Annotated in this window: 13 protein-coding genes; 8 read left to right on the top strand and 5 right to left on the bottom strand. The window is 66.1% G+C overall.

Features of this window, described 5'->3' with window-relative positions; all coding sequences use genetic code 11:
• From A39O_RS0123780 to A39O_RS37055, 3 genes are all read right to left on the bottom strand, one after another.
• A complete protein-coding gene (locus A39O_RS0123780) occupies positions 1–444 on the bottom strand; it encodes a hemerythrin domain-containing protein (protein ID WP_020507171.1) in 444 nt (147 codons plus the stop codon).
• 593 nt (positions 445–1037) lie between these two features.
• Positions 1038–2057 (bottom strand): response regulator, encoded by a 1020-nt coding sequence (locus A39O_RS0123775; RefSeq protein WP_026199699.1) that lies wholly within the window; start codon positions 2055–2057, stop codon positions 1038–1040.
• A gap of 89 nt (positions 2058–2146) precedes the next feature.
• Entirely contained in the window at positions 2147–6919 is a 4773-nt protein-coding gene (locus A39O_RS37055; RefSeq protein ID WP_169338485.1) for a response regulator, read from the bottom strand.
• A 207-nt stretch (positions 6920–7126) separates the two neighbouring features.
• On the opposite strand from A39O_RS37055, the gene A39O_RS0123765 reads away from it, so the two are divergent.
• From A39O_RS0123765 to A39O_RS0123755, 3 genes are all read left to right on the top strand, one after another.
• Positions 7127–10015: a DUF349 domain-containing protein gene (locus A39O_RS0123765; protein WP_020507168.1), complete on the top strand. Its 2889-nt coding sequence runs from the start codon at positions 7127–7129 to the stop codon at positions 10013–10015.
• 37 nt (positions 10016–10052) lie between these two features.
• Positions 10053–10715, top strand: a complete 663-nt coding sequence (locus tag A39O_RS0123760) for a Crp/Fnr family transcriptional regulator (protein ID WP_040528616.1) — start codon at positions 10053–10055, stop codon at positions 10713–10715.
• Positions 10716–10808: 93 nt separating this feature from the next.
• Complete coding sequence (locus A39O_RS0123755) at positions 10809–10997, top strand: YgaP family membrane protein (RefSeq protein WP_020507166.1); 189 nt, start codon at positions 10809–10811, stop codon at positions 10995–10997.
• A gap of 568 nt (positions 10998–11565) precedes the next feature.
• Here A39O_RS0123755 and A39O_RS0123745 read toward each other — a convergent pair.
• Together A39O_RS0123745 and A39O_RS0123740 are read right to left on the bottom strand one after the other, a co-directional pair.
• Positions 11566–11979 carry a DUF2442 domain-containing protein gene (locus tag A39O_RS0123745; RefSeq protein WP_020507164.1) on the bottom strand — a complete coding sequence of 138 codons (414 nt, stop codon included), beginning with the start codon at positions 11977–11979 and terminating at the stop codon, positions 11566–11568.
• Positions 11966–12214, bottom strand: a complete 249-nt coding sequence (locus tag A39O_RS0123740; RefSeq protein ID WP_020507163.1) for a DUF4160 domain-containing protein — start codon at positions 12212–12214, stop codon at positions 11966–11968. The genes A39O_RS0123745 and A39O_RS0123740 overlap by 14 nt, the downstream gene beginning before the upstream one ends.
• A gap of 161 nt (positions 12215–12375) precedes the next feature.
• On the opposite strand from A39O_RS0123740, the gene A39O_RS0123735 reads away from it, so the two are divergent.
• From A39O_RS0123735 to A39O_RS0123715, 5 genes are all read left to right on the top strand, one after another.
• Positions 12376–15192, top strand: coding sequence for a monovalent cation/H+ antiporter subunit A (locus A39O_RS0123735; protein WP_020507162.1), 2817 nt, complete (start codon positions 12376–12378; stop codon positions 15190–15192).
• A gap of 70 nt (positions 15193–15262) precedes the next feature.
• Positions 15263–15592 carry a Na+/H+ antiporter subunit C gene (locus A39O_RS0123730; RefSeq protein ID WP_026199697.1) on the top strand — a complete coding sequence of 110 codons (330 nt, stop codon included), beginning with the start codon at positions 15263–15265 and terminating at the stop codon, positions 15590–15592.
• Between the two features lie 51 nt (positions 15593–15643).
• A complete protein-coding gene (locus A39O_RS0123725; RefSeq protein WP_211211704.1) occupies positions 15644–17155 on the top strand; it encodes a monovalent cation/H+ antiporter subunit D in 1512 nt (503 codons plus the stop codon).
• Positions 17156–17160: 5 nt separating this feature from the next.
• A complete protein-coding gene (locus A39O_RS0123720) occupies positions 17161–17697 on the top strand; it encodes a Na+/H+ antiporter subunit E (RefSeq protein ID WP_020507159.1) in 537 nt (178 codons plus the stop codon).
• Positions 17691–17960 (top strand): K+/H+ antiporter subunit F, encoded by a 270-nt coding sequence (locus A39O_RS0123715; protein WP_020507158.1) that lies wholly within the window; start codon positions 17691–17693, stop codon positions 17958–17960. Before A39O_RS0123720 ends, A39O_RS0123715 begins: the two co-directional genes overlap by 7 nt.
• The last annotated feature ends 1 nt before the right edge of the window (position 17961 follow it).

The following is a 17961-nucleotide window of genomic DNA, read 5'->3' as shown; positions in this document are numbered from 1 at the left end:
TTACGCACGCACGTCGTTGAACATGCCGATTTCGACGAGCTTGGGGAAGAGGACCCGCTCTTCGCTATCGATGCGTTGCGCAACCAGGTCGAACACCTCGTGGGTCTCGGCCAGGAACTCGCTGCTGAAATTGAAATCGCAAGTCTTCAGCCAGCGCGTGTAGTAGTCGTCGAACGTCTGCCGTAACGGCCGCTCACCGCTGATGAACCCCCAGGCGATGGACTTGACCTTCGGGTCGTCGTGGATCAGCAGGCTGGGGTAAATCCCGCGATCCTCTTCGGCCAAGTGTCTGCGCACGCGCTCGCCCAAGTCGCACAACAACTCATATGCGGTCTTAGCGTTGGGGCGTATCCGCAGTTGCTCCATGGTGAGAATCGAGCGCAGGTCATCGATCGTCTGGCGCAACTCCGAGTGGGTGCTACGGTAGCCATCTAAGGTGTACATGAATTGTCCTCTTCGTTGTTAGTTGACTAGCGCCACCGGAAGTAAAAATCTCCAGTGACGTGTCGTGTCCGACCCTCTTTGGCTTCGTGCCGCCGCCTGTCCGCATCTACGGGTATTCCCTAAGATCAAACCCCGATGCGGGTGAGTTAAATGACCGCACTGCATCGATGTCGGACGATTGCTGCAATGCATCAATTACACTCGATTGCCCTATGATACCATCGCAGCGAATTGTGCATTGCAGCATTATTGCCGATTGCTGCATTGCATCATTACCAGGGAATTGCTGCATTGCGTCATTCCCGGTTCTCGCCGCTGAAAGCAATGCTTCGCTATATGTAATGGTTTAACTCAAAACCGGCACCGTGTCAAAACTCATTTCATTTGTGCCAGATTCACGCGATTCGCGGGCCCGGTGGATATCGTTGCGCACCAGGTCGCCTCGCGCCGCGCCAATTTAATATCATGGGGTTACGCAACATACCTGCACAGACAATCAAAGATGCCTTGCAAAGGCTTAATAACGAGTAATCAGCGCCGTGACACGACAAAATCCCGCGACGACGGGGCTTGGCCGGGCAGTCGCTCCATCGTCAGACGGGCAGGTGTTGGGACCAGGCGAGGACGTCGCCGTCCCGTGCCTCCCATTGGTTCCTGAGGCTGAGGATTTCCGGCAGGATGGCAATGAACAGGCGCGCCAACCGCGGGTCGAAATGATGCCCGGCGCCTGCTGTCAGATTTTCCACGATCTGGTCGATCGACCAACTGTCCTTGTAGGCACGCTTCATCGACAAGGCATCGAAGACGTCCGCCAGGGCGACGATACGGGCCGACTCGGGAGTCTCACTGCCGATCAGGCCCTGCGGATAACCACCGCCGTCCCAGCGTTCGTGGTGACCTAGCGCCACCTCGGCGGCCAATTGAAAAACCGGTGCGTGGCTGCGACTCAGGATCTGGTGACCGATGAGGGTGTGGGTTCTCATGATGTCCCATTCGCCGGCATCCAGTTTTCCCGGCTTCTTCAGAATCGCCGCGGGAATACCGATTTTTCCTGTATCGTGCATTGGCGCGGCCAGCTCCAGCAGGGCACAGCGTTCCGGCTCCCAACCTGCGGCCTTGGCCAGCGCGCGGCTATAGGCAGCCATTCGCCAAATGTGCACGCCCGTATCGGAATCATTGAAATGGCCGGCGGCACCGAGCATATAGACGGCATCGCGATACGCTTCTTCGAGTCGACTCGTGTGAACCAGTGAAAGGTGTGCCCGGACCCGCGCCTTGACGATCGACGGGCGTACCGGCTTCGTGATGTAATCAATGCCGCCGGCATCGAAACCAGCCTGTTCATCGACCTCCCGCGCCTGACCCGTGACGAAGATCACCGGGATGTCCGCGGTCTCGGCCTTCGCCTTGAGCTGCCGGCATACGGTATAGCCGTCGATATCCGGCAACTGCACATCGAGCAGGATCAGCGCGGGCTGGTGTTTCGCAACCGCCGCGAGGCTATCCGCTCCGCTGCGTGCAAACACCAGCGTATAGGTGTCTTTCAGAGTCTCTCGCAATAAGGCCAGATTGGCGGGCTCGTCATCCACGCAGAGGATGGGTCTAATCGACATACTGACGCTCCAGTGGATTGAGCAATCGTTCACTAATAAGCGAAACAAGTCTATTGAGGAACATTTGTGCGTCTCGGTCGTTGTTTAGTTTATTTCCGATCCGTTAATCCGTTATCAAGAGGAATCCCCAGTTCGTGCGCCACCCGCAGCACCTCCGCCTCCGCGGCGCGGAAGTCGAATGCGTCGACGCACGCGCGCACGCCGCGCAGCGGATCGCCCGGCAGCGCCTGGTCCAATGCGGCGAGACTGGCCTCGGCCGGATCCGGGTTGTCGGCATCGAGCGCGCGCAACACGGCCTGCATCAATCGACTGACCGCATCGACATCGATGAAGGCGGGGCTCGGGGCGGCGACCTCGGCCGGTTCACCGGCGACCCGCCCGATCGCGTCAACCGCGGCGTCGAGCGCGTCCTGAAGCCCGGCCCAATGCTGCGTGGACGCGCGCTCCGACTTGAGGTCCTGCTCGATCACCGCGGCGCGGCGCGCCACCTCGCTCAGCGCCAGGGTCCCCGCGGCACCCTTCAGCTTGTGGGCCAGACCGGCACCGGCGCTCAATTCGCCGTGCGCAATCAGGTCCCGCAACTCATGACCCGCCGTGCGGTACGACTCGGCGAACCGCCGCAACAACCGATGATAGACACTGACATCGCCGAAGTTACCGCGTCCGCGCGTGAGATCGAGCACCCCGACCGGACCAGTGGTCAGGGTGACCGCGCTCGCCGCCGCGGGTTCATTGACAGGCGTGTCCACGGCGCTGTCAGGCGCCGATTCGCCTGCCGCGTGCCGCTCAGCGGATGGTTGCGCACCTTCATCCGATCCATCAGTGTCCAGGGACAGAATGCGCGCCGCTCCCTGCGGCGTCGGCGACAACCAGTTCAGCAGGGTCGCGTAGAGCGTGGCCGGATCGACCGGTTTGGCGATAAAGTCGTTCATGCCCGCCGCCAGGCAACGCTCGCGGTCCTCGGCGAAGGCGTTGGCGGTCATGGCCAGGATCGGCAGTGTCTGCCCGGCCGGCAAAGCCCGAATCGCCCGCGTCGCCGTCAGACCGTCCATCTGCGGCATCTGCATATCCATCAGGATCAGGGCATAGGTTCCGCGCTGAACCATGGCGAGCGCCTCGGCGCCGTTGTTGGCGATCGCCACCTCCAGGCCGACGGCCCGCAGCAATTCCCGACCCACCTCCTGGTTGATCAGGTCGTCTTCGGCCAGGAGCACCGGGGTCCCGCGGTGGATCGCGGACAAGGCCGCGGCGGCGGAGCGCGTCAGACTCATTGGGGGCTCGACCGGTGCGGTCCCCGCGAGGATCCGGCTCAGCGCGTCATGCAGATCGGACGGCGTGACCGGCTTGATCAGTACGGACGCGAAACCGGCCTCCCGTGCGCTGTCGCGCAGGTTCGCATCGTCATACGCCGTGACCAGCAGCAGCGAGATGGGCAGGCGGTCCAGCGGCGGGCTGGTGATGCGCCGCGCGGTCTCGATGCCGTCCAGTCCCGGCATCCGCCAGTCCAGCAGAATCAGGTCATAGTGTGCCGTGTCACCCGCGATTTGCTCGAGCGCGGCCTCACCGGAGTCCACGGCCGTCACCTCCACCCCCCAGGCGGACAGGATGGCGGCCAACACCTCCCGCGCCTCGGCCTGGTCATCCACCACCAACGCCCGCCAGCCCCGCAGCGCGACTGGACGCCGCGGATGATGGATCGCCCCGGTCATCTTGCCGAGCCGGGCGGTGAACCAGAAGGTGCTGCCCACGCCGAGCTGGCTGTCGACGCCCGCCTCGCCGCCCATCAAGCGGGCCAGTCGACGGTTGATGGTCAGACCCAGGCCGGTACCGCCGAAACGGCGCGTGATGGACGTGTCGGCCTGCTCGAACGCCTCGAATAGTCGATCAAGATGTTCGGGGGCGATACCGATGCCCGTATCCTGGACCTCGAAGCGGAACACGCAATCCGTGGGGCCATCTTCCATCATCCGCACCCGCAACTGGATCGCGCCCCGCTCGGTGAATTTGACCGCATTCCCCAGGAAGTTCAGCAGCACCTGGGCCAGGCGGGTCGGATCGCCGCACAGCGGTGGCGCCCCGGCCACGGCCGGGTCCAAATCCACGACCAGTTCCAACCGGCGGGCGAAGGCTTTCTCGCCAACCAGTGCGCAGACGTGCCGGATCACGGCCTCCAGATCGACCGCGGTCTCTTCCAGGACCAGCCGCTGCTCTTCGATCTTGGCAAGATCCAAAATGTCGTCGATGATCTGCAACAGGTGCCGGGATGCATGGGTGATTTTGCCCAGCTTTTCCCGATGGGCGGGATTGGGGTCCATGGTGAGTAACAGATGCGTCAATCCGATGATGGCGTTCATCGGCGTGCGGATTTCATGACTCATATTGGCCAGGAACTGGGACTTGGCACGCGTCGCCACTTCCGCGGCTTCCTTGGCTTGACGCAGGCGCTCATAGGCGTCGCGTTCGGCGGTGATGTCTTCAATGATCGCCAACGCACTCGTCCCGGCGGCGTCGTGATCGAGTTTGCGACCCCGCAACCGTGCCCAGAACAGGGTACCGTCCTGCTTGACGAACCGGACCTCCTGAATGTGCATTTCCCCATGCGCCAACTGCCCGTAAATCTCCTTGCCAACCGCGATATAGCTCGCCTCATCCGGATACCAGATGCGGGTCGGCGACCCATCGAGCGCGCCTGATGCACAACCAAAGATCTCTTCCAGCCTGCGGTTGCAGCGGATGATCATGCGATCACGCGTCAGCACGATGCCCACGCTCGCCGAATCGAAAATCGCGCGCAATTCCTCGTTGGTCGCGCCCAGCTCGGCGGTCCGCTGAGCGACCCGGGTCTCCAGCTCGGTATTGAGTGAGCGAATCTCACGCTCCGCCTGCTTGGGCTGTGTGATGTCGCGCAGGAAGGCCAGGAAGGTTCGGGACTGCGCATCGGGCATGGTGCTGACCTCCACATCGATGATGCGGCCGTCACGGGTGCGGTGCTGCGTCTCGAAGCGATCGAAACCCTGTACAAAGATATGCGCGTTATGCGTGTCCACAGCAGCGGAGTCATGCGTGAGGTCCAGGTCGGTAATGCGCATGGCGAGCAGTTCATCACGTGAGTAGCCGCTCATCCGCACCGCCGCCGCATTGACATCCAGGAGTTGTCCCGAGGCGATATCGACCAGCCAGAACCCATCGCTCGTCGTGTCGAGCATCCGGGTATAGCGGTCGGAGGCCTCTTGCAGTTCCTGTTCGGCCTGCCGGCGCTGCTGCTCCCGATCGAGTGCATCCAGCGCGAACGACAGATTCGCGGCGGCCTGCTCCAGCAAGGCGACCTCCTCGTCACCAAACAGGCCCGGCTGTCGCGCATACAGGGTCAGGGCGCCGCCGACCCGGCCGGCGGAGTGGATCGGCAGGCTGACCGAGGCCGCCCAACCCGCCCGCTGCCCCGCCTGCTGCCAGGGCAGGGTGCTCGAATTGGAGAGGAAATCCGCACAGACAATGACGCGATCCTCGCGCGTCGCCGTGCCGGTCGGGCCCCGGCCTTCCAGGCGATCATCCGCATACACGACGATACTGTCCAGATAACCCGTGTCATCACCGGAGGACGCCACCGGCACAATCCGGTGCGTCTGCGCATCGACCCAGCCGATCCAGGCCATGGCGAACCGACTGGTATCGACCAGGATCGAACAGATCGATGAAAAGAGCTGATCGCGCGTCGTGCTGCGCAACAGGGTTTGATTCACCTGGCCGAGTGCTGCATAGAGGCGACTGAGACGCTCGATCTCCTGTTCGCGTGTGCGGCGGAACGCGATCTCGGCCGATGATGCGCGTGCGGCAGCGCGATAACGCGCTTTCTCCTGACGCTGCCGGAGTCCCAAAGCGATCAGAATGAGGGCGCCCAGCCCGCTCAGCAGCAGGGTCAGGGTGAGATTCACACGCTGTCGGCCGGCGGCGAAGGCCTCGGCACTGTCCATCTTGGAGATCAGAAACCAGGTCGACTCCGGCACCGGTCGGACTGCCGCGACGACCTCGACCCCCCGGTAATCCCGACCCTCCAAGGCGCCCGTCGCCCCGCTCACTGCCCTGACCGCCGGTAACTCGGTATGACTGAGCGGTGCGCGCCGCACGAGCGCGGCGCCGGCCTGATGCCGAAAAGGACTCAGGGCCAGCACGTCGTCGCCGTCGCGGCGGACCAGCAGGCTTTCCGCACTGACACTGGGGGTCGGCCAACCACTCAGCAGCGGATAAAGTGACTCGCGGGCATCGATGCGCAACTCGATCGCGCCGAGCGGCCGGGCGTCCCGGTCCGCATCCCCGAACACCGCCTCGAACACGGGGGCGATGACACTCAAATGAGGGAATGGACAGGCTGGACTGGTGTGCAGGTCGGTCAGCACCGGCTGCCGAATCCGCAGCGCCAACCCCAGCGCGGCGGTTTCCTCACCCGGGTCTGAGCAGTCGGCACCGGTCAGGTTCAGCGCGACCCGTCCATCCGGGTCCAACAGCACCACATCCTGATAGCCATAGCGCCGCTGCAGCGCCCGCAAGTGGGTGAGCAGCGATTCAGCGACGGTCTCATCCGGCGCGACACGCCAGCGGGCAATCGCGTCGCTCAGGAGCAGGCTGTCCGTCAGTACCCCGGCGTCGGCAAGACGCTCGGCACGCCAGGCGACGATCCGCTGGGCGGTCAAGCCGCCGATGGTGGCGAGGTCACGATCGACCGCTGCGCGCAGATGCTGCATCTGCGATCGATGAAACAGGGTGGCGGCAACCCCAAGCGCCAGGCCCACCACCAAAACCGACCCGGCGAGCCACAGGCGTCGCACGGACCGGGTCGCGCGCGCCGACGACGGGGCAGCGGTCATGGCGGGGTACCAGTGCAGAGTCGCCCGCGCGGGTGCGGACAACATCATCGGATCAACACGATCGGAGAATGCTACCTGGCAACGACTTCACCTGCAAATCCTGCGAAACCCACTCGATCCCGCCCATTTTCGCGTGGGTAATCCTAACGCCGTGTGGCCGCTCGGGTACAATGACCGGCCACGGGAAGACACGCGGATTGATTGCTGATGTTTTTCGATCGCTTTCTGAAAAAACACCGCCCGGCTGCGGAAAAAAAGACGAGCCCGGAAGATCTCCTGGAGCTTGCGCGCGGCCATGGCGACCGCGCCGTTCGCCTCGACGCGGTCCGGCGCCTGACGAGCCTCCAGCATCTGCGCGACATTCTCGCCCAGGACGACGACGTCGGCGTGCGTGAACTCGCCGCGGTGCGTTACCGCAACCTGTTGAGCGGCGCCGATCAGGCCGAGTTGTCACTGGCCGACCGGCTCGCGGATGTTGCCCTGGTTGCGGACCCGCGGCTCCTGGAGCATCTGGCCCGTGACGGGAAGGAGCCCGAGGTGCGGCGCGCCGCCATCGACCGGGTCGGTACGCCGGGTGTGCTCGCGGACTGCGCCCTGCGCGACACCGCGGCCGGTAATCGCGGCGCGGCCGTCGCCCGGCTCGAGGACCGGCAGGCGCTGGAACAGGTGGCGCGAGCCATCGGCAAGAAGGACAAGGCGGTGTACCGCACGGCCCGTGAGAAACTCCGCCGGATCACCGCACGCGAGGAGGAACCCAAGCGAATCCACGCCTTATGCACCGACCTGTGCGAGCGAGCCGAACGGCTGGGTCACCTGCAGCAGTGGACGGCGGACCGCGCCCTGCTGGAGCACCTGGATCGCCAGTGGGCCGAGATCGCGCCCCAGGCGGACCCCGCCGACGGCGCCCGTTATACCGCCGCCCGTGAGCGCTTCATCACGGCCTTCGACAACTACCGCGCCGCCAACGCCGCCCAGCTCGCGGCACAGGAGGCGCGGGTCGCGCTGCGCGTCGAGCGCGAGGCACTGATTGCCGAGGCAGCACAGCTCGCGGCGCTCGCCGCCGATGACCAGATCGGCGCGGCGCGGGAACGGCTGACGGTCGCCTGGGCGAGTCTGGAGGCCCTGCCCGACGGCGAGCAGGCGGGATTCGACCGGCGGTTCAACCAACAACTGCAGGCCGCCGAAGTGATCGAACAGTCGCTACTGCGACTGAACAAGCAGCGCGAGCGACTGCGCGGCACCCTTGCCAAGGCCGAGCGCCTCATGCAGGACAGCAGGCTGCTCGACCTGGTCCAAACCCGCACCCTGATCGAGCAAGGCCGCGCCCTGTGCGAGGGGCTGCCCGTTGACCTGGCCGCCGCCGAAACGTCCGCTTTCAATGACCTGGCGAGCCGCCTGGAGAACCGGCTCCAGACCCAGCAGCGCCAAGCGCGCCAACGCCTGGCTGAATTTCCCGCCCGCATCGACGCACTCGAGGCCCTGATCGAGGCCGGCGAACTGAAGAAAGCCGATCCCCTGCACCAAAGCCTGCAAGCCGCATTGGACCTCATCCAGTCCAGCGGCCTGCCCAAGGAGGCCACCGCGGCATCAGCCGCGCGCCTGCGGGCACTGAGCCCGCGGGTCCGCGACCTGCAACACTGGCGCCGCTGGGGCGCGGATCAGCACCGCGAGGCCCTGTGCGCGGCCATGCTCGCGCTGCGTGACCAGGATCTGCCGCTGGACGCCGTGGCCGAACGGCTGCACGTCCTGCAAACGGACTGGAAAGAGCTGGATCAGTCCGGCTCACCGGGAAACCAGACCTTATGGGAGCGCTTCCAGGAGGCCAGCACCGCAGTGCACGCGCGCGTGCGTCCCGTACTCGAGGCCCAGGCGGCGGAGCAGGCAGCCAATCGGGCCGCGCGCGAACAGGTCTGCCAACAGCTCGATGACTTCCTCGCCCAAGTCGACTGGGAGCGCGTGGACTGGAAGCGCGTCCTGCACGCGGAGCGCGAACTGCGTCAGGCCTGGTCGCTGATCGGCCCCTGCGAGCCGCGCGCGCGGCACCGGCTGGAGCGCCGCTTCCATCGCGCCATCAGGACGCTGGACCAGCGCATCGAGGAGGAACGGGAACGCAATCAGACGTTCAAGCAGGGTCTGATCAAGCGCGTGCAGGAGTTGGCAGCGCTCGCCGATCTGGACACGGCCATCGAGGAGACCAAGACCATCCAGCGCCAGTGGCAGACCACGGTCCCGGCCCGCCAACGCGATGAGAATCGCCTGTGGCAGGAGTTCCGCGCGGCCTGCGATGCGGTCTTCGAGCGCCGTTCAGCCCAGCATCAGGCGCAACGCAGCGAGCTGGCGGAGAACCTGACCGCCCGCGAGGCGCTCTGTGCGGAGGCCCTTGCATTCGCGGCGGCCGAGGACGACCCGCGTCGGTTGGCGGCGGGGCTGCGCGACTTCGAACAACGCTGGCGCGACGGGGAATCCGCCCCGCTGCCGCGCCAGGCCGCCGCGGCCGTCAATCGCCGCTGGCAGCAGGTGCGCGACCAGATCGCCCAACGCCGTGCCGAGATCGAGGCGGCGGCGCAACGCACGGCAATGGACCTGCTCGCCCAACGGGCCGCGCTGTGCGAGACACTGGAACAGGCCGTACTCGACCCGGCGGCCGCGGCCACGCCGGTCGCGGACCTTGAGCCGACCTGGTCCACCCTGCCGGAACTGCCCGACCGGCACCAGCAGGCGGCACTGGACGCCCGCCGGCACGCGGCCCTGGCGGCGGCGGCCGATCCGGCGCGGCTCGCCGAATTGCAGACGCAAGCCGATCTCAACCGGGTTCGGCGGGACCGGCTGTGTCTGGAACTCGAGGTCGCCGCCGGGGTGGACTCGCCCCCCGCCTTGGCCCAGGAACGACTCAAGCTGCAGGTCGGCCGGCTCGCCGAACGGATGAGCGAGGGCGAAGGCGACAGCCTGCGCGGCGCGGTCGACCTGCTGCGCGCCTGGTATCTGTGCGGCCCGGCGCCGCGCGATGCGGATCTCGCGGCACGGGTCGAACGGGTCGCGCAGGCACTCCAGGCCGGTCCGACGGCCGCGCGGCCGGCGGAGCCCGAGCCGGCATGAAGGACTTCGGGGGGCGAATCGCGGGGGTCGGACGGTGGTGACCGACAGCGCCTGGCACCCGTTATTCCCCGCCCTGGCGGCTGGTGACCCGGCCACCCGCGCCCTGATCGACGGTGCTCAGCGGCTCGACATCCCGCCGGACCAACCCATGTTCCATGCCGGCGCCCCCTGTCACAACTATGTGCTGGTGCTGTCCGGCAGTGTGCGTATCCAGGTCATCGGCGAGGGCGGCCGCGAGGCCGTGCTGTACCGCGTGCTGCCCGGTCACGCGTGCGTACTCACCACCTGCTGCATCCTCTCCGGCGAGAACTACCCGGCCGAGGGCTTCACCGAAACGGCGGTCCGCGTCCTGACGCTGACCAAGCCGGTCTTCGACCGCGCCCTGGAAGAGGCACCGGCCTTCCGGCGCTTCGTCTTCGCCAACCTGGGCAGCCGCATCGCCGAGGTGATCACCCGCATGGAGGAACTCGCCTTTCGGCCGATCGAACGACGGCTGGCCGACTTCCTGCTGGCGCGCGCCGGCCCGGCACCGATCGCGGCCACCCACCAGGAAATCGCCGTCGAACTGGGCACGGCACGCGAGGTCGTCTCACGGCACCTGAAGCGGCTGGAATCAGCCGGCCTGGTCCGGCTGGGGCGCTCGACCCTGGAAGTCTTGGATCGCCCGGGTCTGCAGCGGCTCAGCCGCGGGTCTCAGTGATCTTGTCACTGAAACCATCGGCACCGTCCTGTAGTCTGATCACCATGCCCAGGGAACGGGGCAATCATTCACCAACTTGCAGAGATCGACACCATGAGCATCACCAAGAACGTCGGCACCGTTGATCGTGCCATTCGCGCCGTCGCCGGCATCGCCCTGATCGGCCTGGCCTTCACCGGCACCATCGGCGTCTGGGGCTGGATCGGCATCGTGCCCTTGGCCACCGCCGCCATGAGCTGGTGCCCGGCCTACACCCTGTTCGGCATGAAGACCTGCGGCTAACGCCCGGCAACAGGCCAAGCCGCCGCGCGTCCGTTGACCGGCCTGGAAGGCCGGCCAGATCTGCACATTCCAAGATCAACACGGCGCACCGGATGGCGGCGGCCATCGCTCTGTTGCCCTCACCCTCTTGCCAAACCCCTGGACGCCGAATAGCGAAATCGTATTGCATCCGATGAGATCAACCGCAACCGATCGCGAGTCGCATCGTCCGAAGATCCCGTACTGGGGCGTCAGTGGGATTCGCACCCACTAGACTGCGCGACATTGCCAAGCCGCACTGCCCCTTTTCCACTTTGGTCGCTGGCTCCGTGCCTTAGCCCAAGCTCGCGTTAAACAACCTGCATGCCGTATAGCTGGTTCAACGCTTCCAGCATCTTCGTCTTCCTGTACTCAACAAACGCTTCATCACCTCCTGCCAGGGGAAATATGTGGTCCATCTGCGGCTTGTTTTCGTGGAATACGTAGCTGCGACTCCGCATCAACACCTTGGCCGCCAACCAGCGTTGGCTCAATAACTGGTATTCGCGAAGCTCTCCTGTGCGATGATGGTGTGCTTGATCAATAGGCGTCAGGTTGCCCTGGCGGTTCTGGGTCGGCCACCGCGGCGCCCATTGGCGCGCGCGGCCTGGGCCTTAGCGGCGCTCTTGACGCTGCCGCCTTTCTTGCCGAGTTGAGCCGCGGTCCAGTGGCGGCTGCCCAGGAACCCTTCCAGTAGGGCGGGCAGGTAGAGGTCTGCGTCCAGCTTGGGAAAGTGCAGGCCCAGGCCGGAGGGGCTGATTTCGATGAGGTCCAGATCGGTCGGTTTGGCCGTTTCGAGCCCTTGGGCATCATGCGGCAGGAATCCAAGTTCGATGCCGCTGGACAGGCCGATCACCACGCGATGCACACGTTTGTCATAGCGGGCCGAAACCGCCACCGGGCCAGCCGCGAGGCGTTGCAGGCCACAGGCATTGGCGCGCTCCAGTTCTTCAGGGTTGACCATGGATCATGCTCCAGTGATTACAGGCCGCAGTCAGCGCCGCGGCAAGCGCGGCCTGGATGCGCGTCAGTTCTTGCCGCGAGAAGCCATAGTTCTCGCGCAACTCCGGCGGACCATCCGGGCAACGCAGGTTGAAGACCGCCTCACCGCCACCGCCGATGATGTGTACGTGCGCGGGGCGATGATCGTTCGGATAGATCACCACGCGCAGGTGGTCGAGACGCAAGACGGTGGGCATGATCGAAGCCTAGCACAAACCAAAGCTCTTGGGTTTTGTGATTCCGTCGTCAGACCAGGGTTTCTGTCGACCCAGGGCGCCAGTCAGGTAGAATCCGACCGGTCGGCAGCGGTCCGCGCCTGTTGCGGATCGGCCACGCGGCCCCGGAGTCCATCGGCCCCATGCAACTCGTCTTCTGTGTCATCATCCCGTTTCTGGGCGCCGCGCTGGCGGCCTGGGCCGCGCGCCTTGGGCCCAATGTCGCCGCCTGGATCGCGGGCGCCGCGACCCTGGCGGCCGGCGGGTGGCTGGTCCAGGGCGCCATGGACACCTTTGCCGGCGCGACGCTGGTCGAGCGGATCGCCTGGATGCCGGCGGTGGGGCTCGATCTGGTCTTTCGCCTGGATGGGCTCGGGCTGCTGTTCGCCCTGATGATCCTGGGCATCGGGTTCCTGATCGTGCTCTATGCCCGTTACTATTTTTCGCCGCAGGACCCGCTGGGACGCTTCTATTGCTTCATGCTGCTGTTCATGGGCTCCATGCTGGGGCTGGTGCTGTCTGAAAACCTGATCCAACTGCTGATCTTCTGGGAACTGACGAGTCTGTCGTCCTTCCTGCTGATCAGTTACTGGCATCAGCGCGCGGAGGCCCGCAACGGGGCGCGCATGGCGCTGGCGGTGACCGGGATGGGCGGGCTGGCGCTGCTCGGCGGCGTGCTGCTGCTGGGCGAGATCGTCGGCAGCTATGAGCTGAGCGCGGTCCTGGCCGCCGGCGACCGGATCCGCTCCCATCCGCTCTATTTGCCGATGCTGGTGCTGATCCTGCTCGGCGCCTTTACCAAGTCGGCGCAGTTCCCTTTCCACTTCTGGCTGCCCAATGCCATGGCGGCACCGACGCCGGTGTCGGCTTATCTGCACTCGGCCACCATGGTCAAAGCCGGGGTCTTTCTGCTGGCGCGGCTCTTCCCCGCCCTGTCCGGTACCCCGGAATGGTTCTGGCTGGTCGGGCTGACCGGGTTGGTCACGCTCGTGATCGGCGCGGTGATCGCGCTCTTCAAACATGACCTGAAGGGCCTGCTGGCCTACTCCACCATCAGCCACCTGGGGCTGATCACGATGCTGTTCGGCATCGGCACGCCGCTCGCCGCGCTCGCCGGGGTCTTCCATATCATCAATCACGCGACCTTCAAGGCGTCGCTGTTCATGGCCGCCGGCATCATCGACCATGAGACCGGGACCCGCGACATGCGCCGCATCAACGGCCTCTGGGGCTACATGCCCTACACGGCGACGCTGGCCATGGTGGCGGCGGCGGCCATGGCCGGGGTGCCGCTGTTCAACGGGTTCCTGTCCAAGGAACTGTTCTTCGCCGAGGCCGTGGGGGTGGCAAGCCTCTACCGCTTCGGCTGGCTGGTGCCGGCCGCGGTGACCTTCGCCGGCATCTTCGCGGTGGCCTATTCATTGCGCTTCGTCCATGACGTGTTCTTCAACGGCAAACCCGTGGACCTGCCGCGCACGCCTCACGAGCCGCCGCGCTGGATGAAGGTGCCGGTGGAGGTGCTGGTGGCCATCTGCATCCTGGTCGGGATGCTGCCGGCGCTGACGGTGGAACCCCTGCTGGCGGTGGCGGCTGCCGGGGTTCTGCAAGGTCCCTTGCCGGACCACGATCTCGCCATCTGGCACGGGTTCAGTCCAGCGCTGTGGATGAGCGTCATCGCCCTGACCGGCGGCGGACTGGTCTATCTCGGCCGCCGCCCCCTGTTCGCCCTGGCCGACCGGGTGGAGGGCCGGTTCGAGGCCCGCCAGGGCTATGACCGGCTGGTGGCGGGGGTCTTCACCCTGACCGCCTGGGTGACCGCCCGACTGGATAGCGGTTCGTTACAGCGGATGCTGCTCTTCTTCGTGCTGAGCGCGCTGCTGCTCGGCCTCGCCGGCTGGTGGGGGCAGGCGGTGCCGCTGACCGGCCCCCGCCCGCTGCTGCCGGTGGGCCTGGCCGGCAGTCTGGCCGCCTTGGGGCTGATGATCACGGCGGTGCTGGTGGTCGTCCTGCACCGTCAGCGGCTCACGGCGCTGATCCTGCTGGGGGCCGTGGGGCTCGGCTGCTCACTGATCTTCGTGGTTTTCTCCGCCCCGGATCTGGCGCTCACCCAGTTGTCGGTGGAAGTGGTGACCGTGATCCTGCTGCTGCTCGCACTCTATTTCCTGCCGCAGACGACCCCTGCGGAGTTCAGCCGCATCCGCCACGGCCGCGACCTGCTGCTGGCGGTCGCCGCGGGCGGCGCTGCCGCCGCCTTGGCCTGGGCGGTGCTGACCCGACCCCAGGCCTCCATCGCCGACTGGTTCCTGGCCAACAGTCTGCCGGGCGGCGGCGGCACCAACGTGGTCAATGTGATCCTGGTGGATTTCCGCGGCTACGACACCCTGGGCGAGATCACGGTGCTGGCGCTCGCCGCGCTGGGGATCTACGCCATGCTGGAAGGGTTGCAACTCACCGGGCCGGCACGTGACGATCAGGGCCGCCAGTGGGACCCGGACCTGCACCCGGCCATCATGGCCTCGCTGGTGCGCCTGCTGTTGCCGCTGGCGCTGCTGGTCTCGGTCTACATCCTGCTGCGCGGGCACAATCAGCCGGGGGGCGGGTTCATCGCCGGGCTGATCACCGCGGTCGCGCTGATCATGCAATACCTGGCCAACGGCGTGGCCTGGACCCACGCGCGCCTGCCCGGCGACCTGCATCCGCTGATTGGCGCCGGTCTGCTCATCGCGACCCTGACCGGGCTCGGCAGCCTGGTGCTCGGCTATCCCTTCCTGACCTCGACCTTCACGCACATCCATTGGCCGCTGGGTGATTTCGAACTCGCCTCGGCCATGGCCTTCGATCTCGGGGTCTATCTGGTGGTGGTGGGTGCAACCCTGCTGATCCTGATCCACCTGGGGCTGGTGCATGACGCGAGCCATCCGGCGGCGGATCAAGCACCGGACGCCCGAGGGGCCGACTGATGAACACTTTACTGAAGATCGCGCGGGACCCATCGCGGCGGGACGCCGCTCCCACGAGGGGGAACGGCTGATGGAGGCACTGCTGGCCCTGATCATCGGTACCCTGACCGCGTGCGGTGTCTATCTCATCCTGCGCGCCCGAACCTTTCCGGTGTTGCTGGGACTGACCTTCCTGTCGTACGCGGTGAACCTGTTCCTGTTCGCGATGGGCCGGCTGGTCGTTGGCCGCCCGCCGCTCATCGACCCGACCGCCGCGGCCTACACCGATCCCCTGCCCCAGGCCCTGGTGCTGACCGCCATCGTCATCGGCTTTGCCATGACCGCCTTTGTCATCATGCTGGCGCTCAAGGCGCGAGCCGAACTGGGAAATGACCATGTGGATGGAATGCATGAGCCGTGAGCGCCGCACGACAGGCTTGCCGCACCGGCCGTGCGGCCGCGGGTGGACGCGGTGACGACGAGCCAACTGGTCATAGCCCCGGTCCTGCTGCCCGTGCTGGCGGGGATCGCGCTGCTGCTGGGCCGGTCGCTGGACCTGCGTTGGCGGCGCGCCTTCGCCCTGACCTGCGCGCTCGGCCAGGTCGTCCTGGCCCTCATGCTGACCCGCGCCGTCGCCGACGGGTCCGTGCTGGTCTACGCCCTGGGCAATTGGCCGGCGCCCTTCGGTATCGTCCTGGTCGCCGACCGGCTGGCCGCCTGGCTGTTGGTGACCACCAGTCTGCTGGCTTGGTTCGCCCTGGCCTACGGGTGCTTGGGAAGCGACCGCGACGGCCGTCATTTCCACGTGCTTTTCCAACTGCAGATCTTCGGGCTGTCGGGGGCCTTTCTCACCGGCGACCTGTTCAACCTGTTCGTCTTTTTCGAGGTCCTGCTGCTCGCCTCCTATGGGCTCCTGCTGCACGGCGGCGGGCGGCGGCGGACCCGTGCCGGATTGCACTATGTGGTTATCAATCTGGTCGGCTCGACCCTGTTCCTGTTCGCCGCCGGCACCTTCTACGGCGTGCTGGGAACACTCAACCTGGCCGATCTGGCCGTTAAGGCGGCGGCCGTGTCGCCGCAAGACCTGCCGCTGGTGCGCACGGCCGGACTCCTGCTGTTCGCCGTCTTCGCCCTCAAGGCGGCCCTGGTGCCGCTTTATCTCTGGCTGCCCGCCGCCTATGCCAACACCAGCGCACCGGCGGCGGCCCTGTTCGCGATCATGACCAAAGTCGGCGCCTACAGCATCCTGCGCGTCTCCACGCTGATCTTCGGCGCCGACGCCGGTCCGGCGGCCAATCTGATCGCCGACTGGCTGCTGCCGGTGGCCCTGTTGACCCTGGCGGTGGGCCTGATCGGGGCGGCCGGCAGCGAGCGGCTGCGCCTGCAGATCGCCTATCTGGTGGTGGCCTCGATCGGCACCCTGCTGACCGCCATCGGGCTGGGCACGGTGTCCGGCATCGGCGCCGGACTCTATTACCTGCCGCACAGCACCTTCGCGGCGGCGGCATTGTTCCTGCTGGCCGATCTGATCGCCGGACAACGTGGTGAACACACCGACCGACTGGTCCCCGGTCCGGTCATGGGGCGCCATTGGGTCCTGGGCGTGCTGTTCTTTTTGGGCGCAATCCTGATCGTCGGGCTGCCGCCGCTGTCCGGCTTCATCGGCAAGTTTCTGATCCTGCGCGCCGCGCTGGACCACCCGGCGGCGGTCTGGGTGCTGGGGATCGTGCTCGGCGGCGGACTGTTGGCGCTGCTGACCCTGGCACGCTCCGGCAGCCTGCTGTTCTATCAAACTGCTGAGGCGGACGGCGGAACCGCGGTCCCGCCGCCGACCTGGCGGGCCTTGGCGCCGGTCGCCGCACTGCTCACCCTAGGCGCGGCTATGACCCTCTGGGCCGGACCGCTGAGCGATTACACCGCGGCCATGGCGGACCAGTTACTGCAACCGGACGGCTATGTGCGGGCCGTGCTGGGCGAGGGATGACCACGATGAACAACCCGACGGATGGCGCCGCACCAGCCGCGAAAAGCAGACTGCACCGACTGCTGCCCCACCCCATCCTGACGGCCGCGCTGACCGTCATCTGGCTCCTGTTGGCGAACAGCGTCTCGGCTGGACAGTTCCTGCTGGGCCTGCTGTTCGGCTGGGCCATCCCGCGCTTCACCCTGCGCTTCTGGCCCGAGCGGGTCCAGGCCCGCCGGCCGCTGGTGCTGCTGCGCTTCATCGGCGTCGTGCTCTACGACATCCTGGTCGCCAATCTGGCGGTCGCCTGGCTGATCCTGCGCGGACCGCAGCGGTTAAGACCGGGATTCGTGCAACTCCCGCTGGATTTGACCTCCGATCTCGCCATCAGCCTGCTCGCCAATACCATCTCACTGACCCCGGGCACGGTCTCGGCACGCTTGAGCCCGGACCGGCGCACCCTGCTGATCCACGCGCTGGATCTGACCGATTCAGCCGCGCTGATCGCCGCTATCAAGTCGCGTTACGAGGCCCCGTTGAAGCAGGTCTTCGAATCATGCTGAACACCGTCGTCCCCCTGGCTTTCGCGTTGGTCGGCCTCGCCGCCCTCCTGACCCTGTGGCGACTGCTGATCGGCCCGAGCCGACCCGACCGCATCCTGGCGCTGGATACCCTTGCGGTGAATGCGGTCGCGCTCATCGTCCTGTTCGGCATCCGACAGAACAGCGCACTCTATTTCGAGGCAGCACTGCTGATCGCCATGATGGGATTCGTGGGGACGGTTGCGCTGTGCAAGTATCTGTTGCGGGGCGATATCATTGAATAGT

The sequence above is a fragment of the Lamprocystis purpurea DSM 4197 genome (genome assembly GCF_000379525.1).
Classification (GTDB): Bacteria; Pseudomonadota; Gammaproteobacteria; order Chromatiales; family Chromatiaceae; genus Thiodictyon; species Thiodictyon purpureum.
The sequence above is the reverse complement of the archived record's forward strand: the minus strand, read 5'-3'. Positions and strand labels throughout refer to the sequence as shown.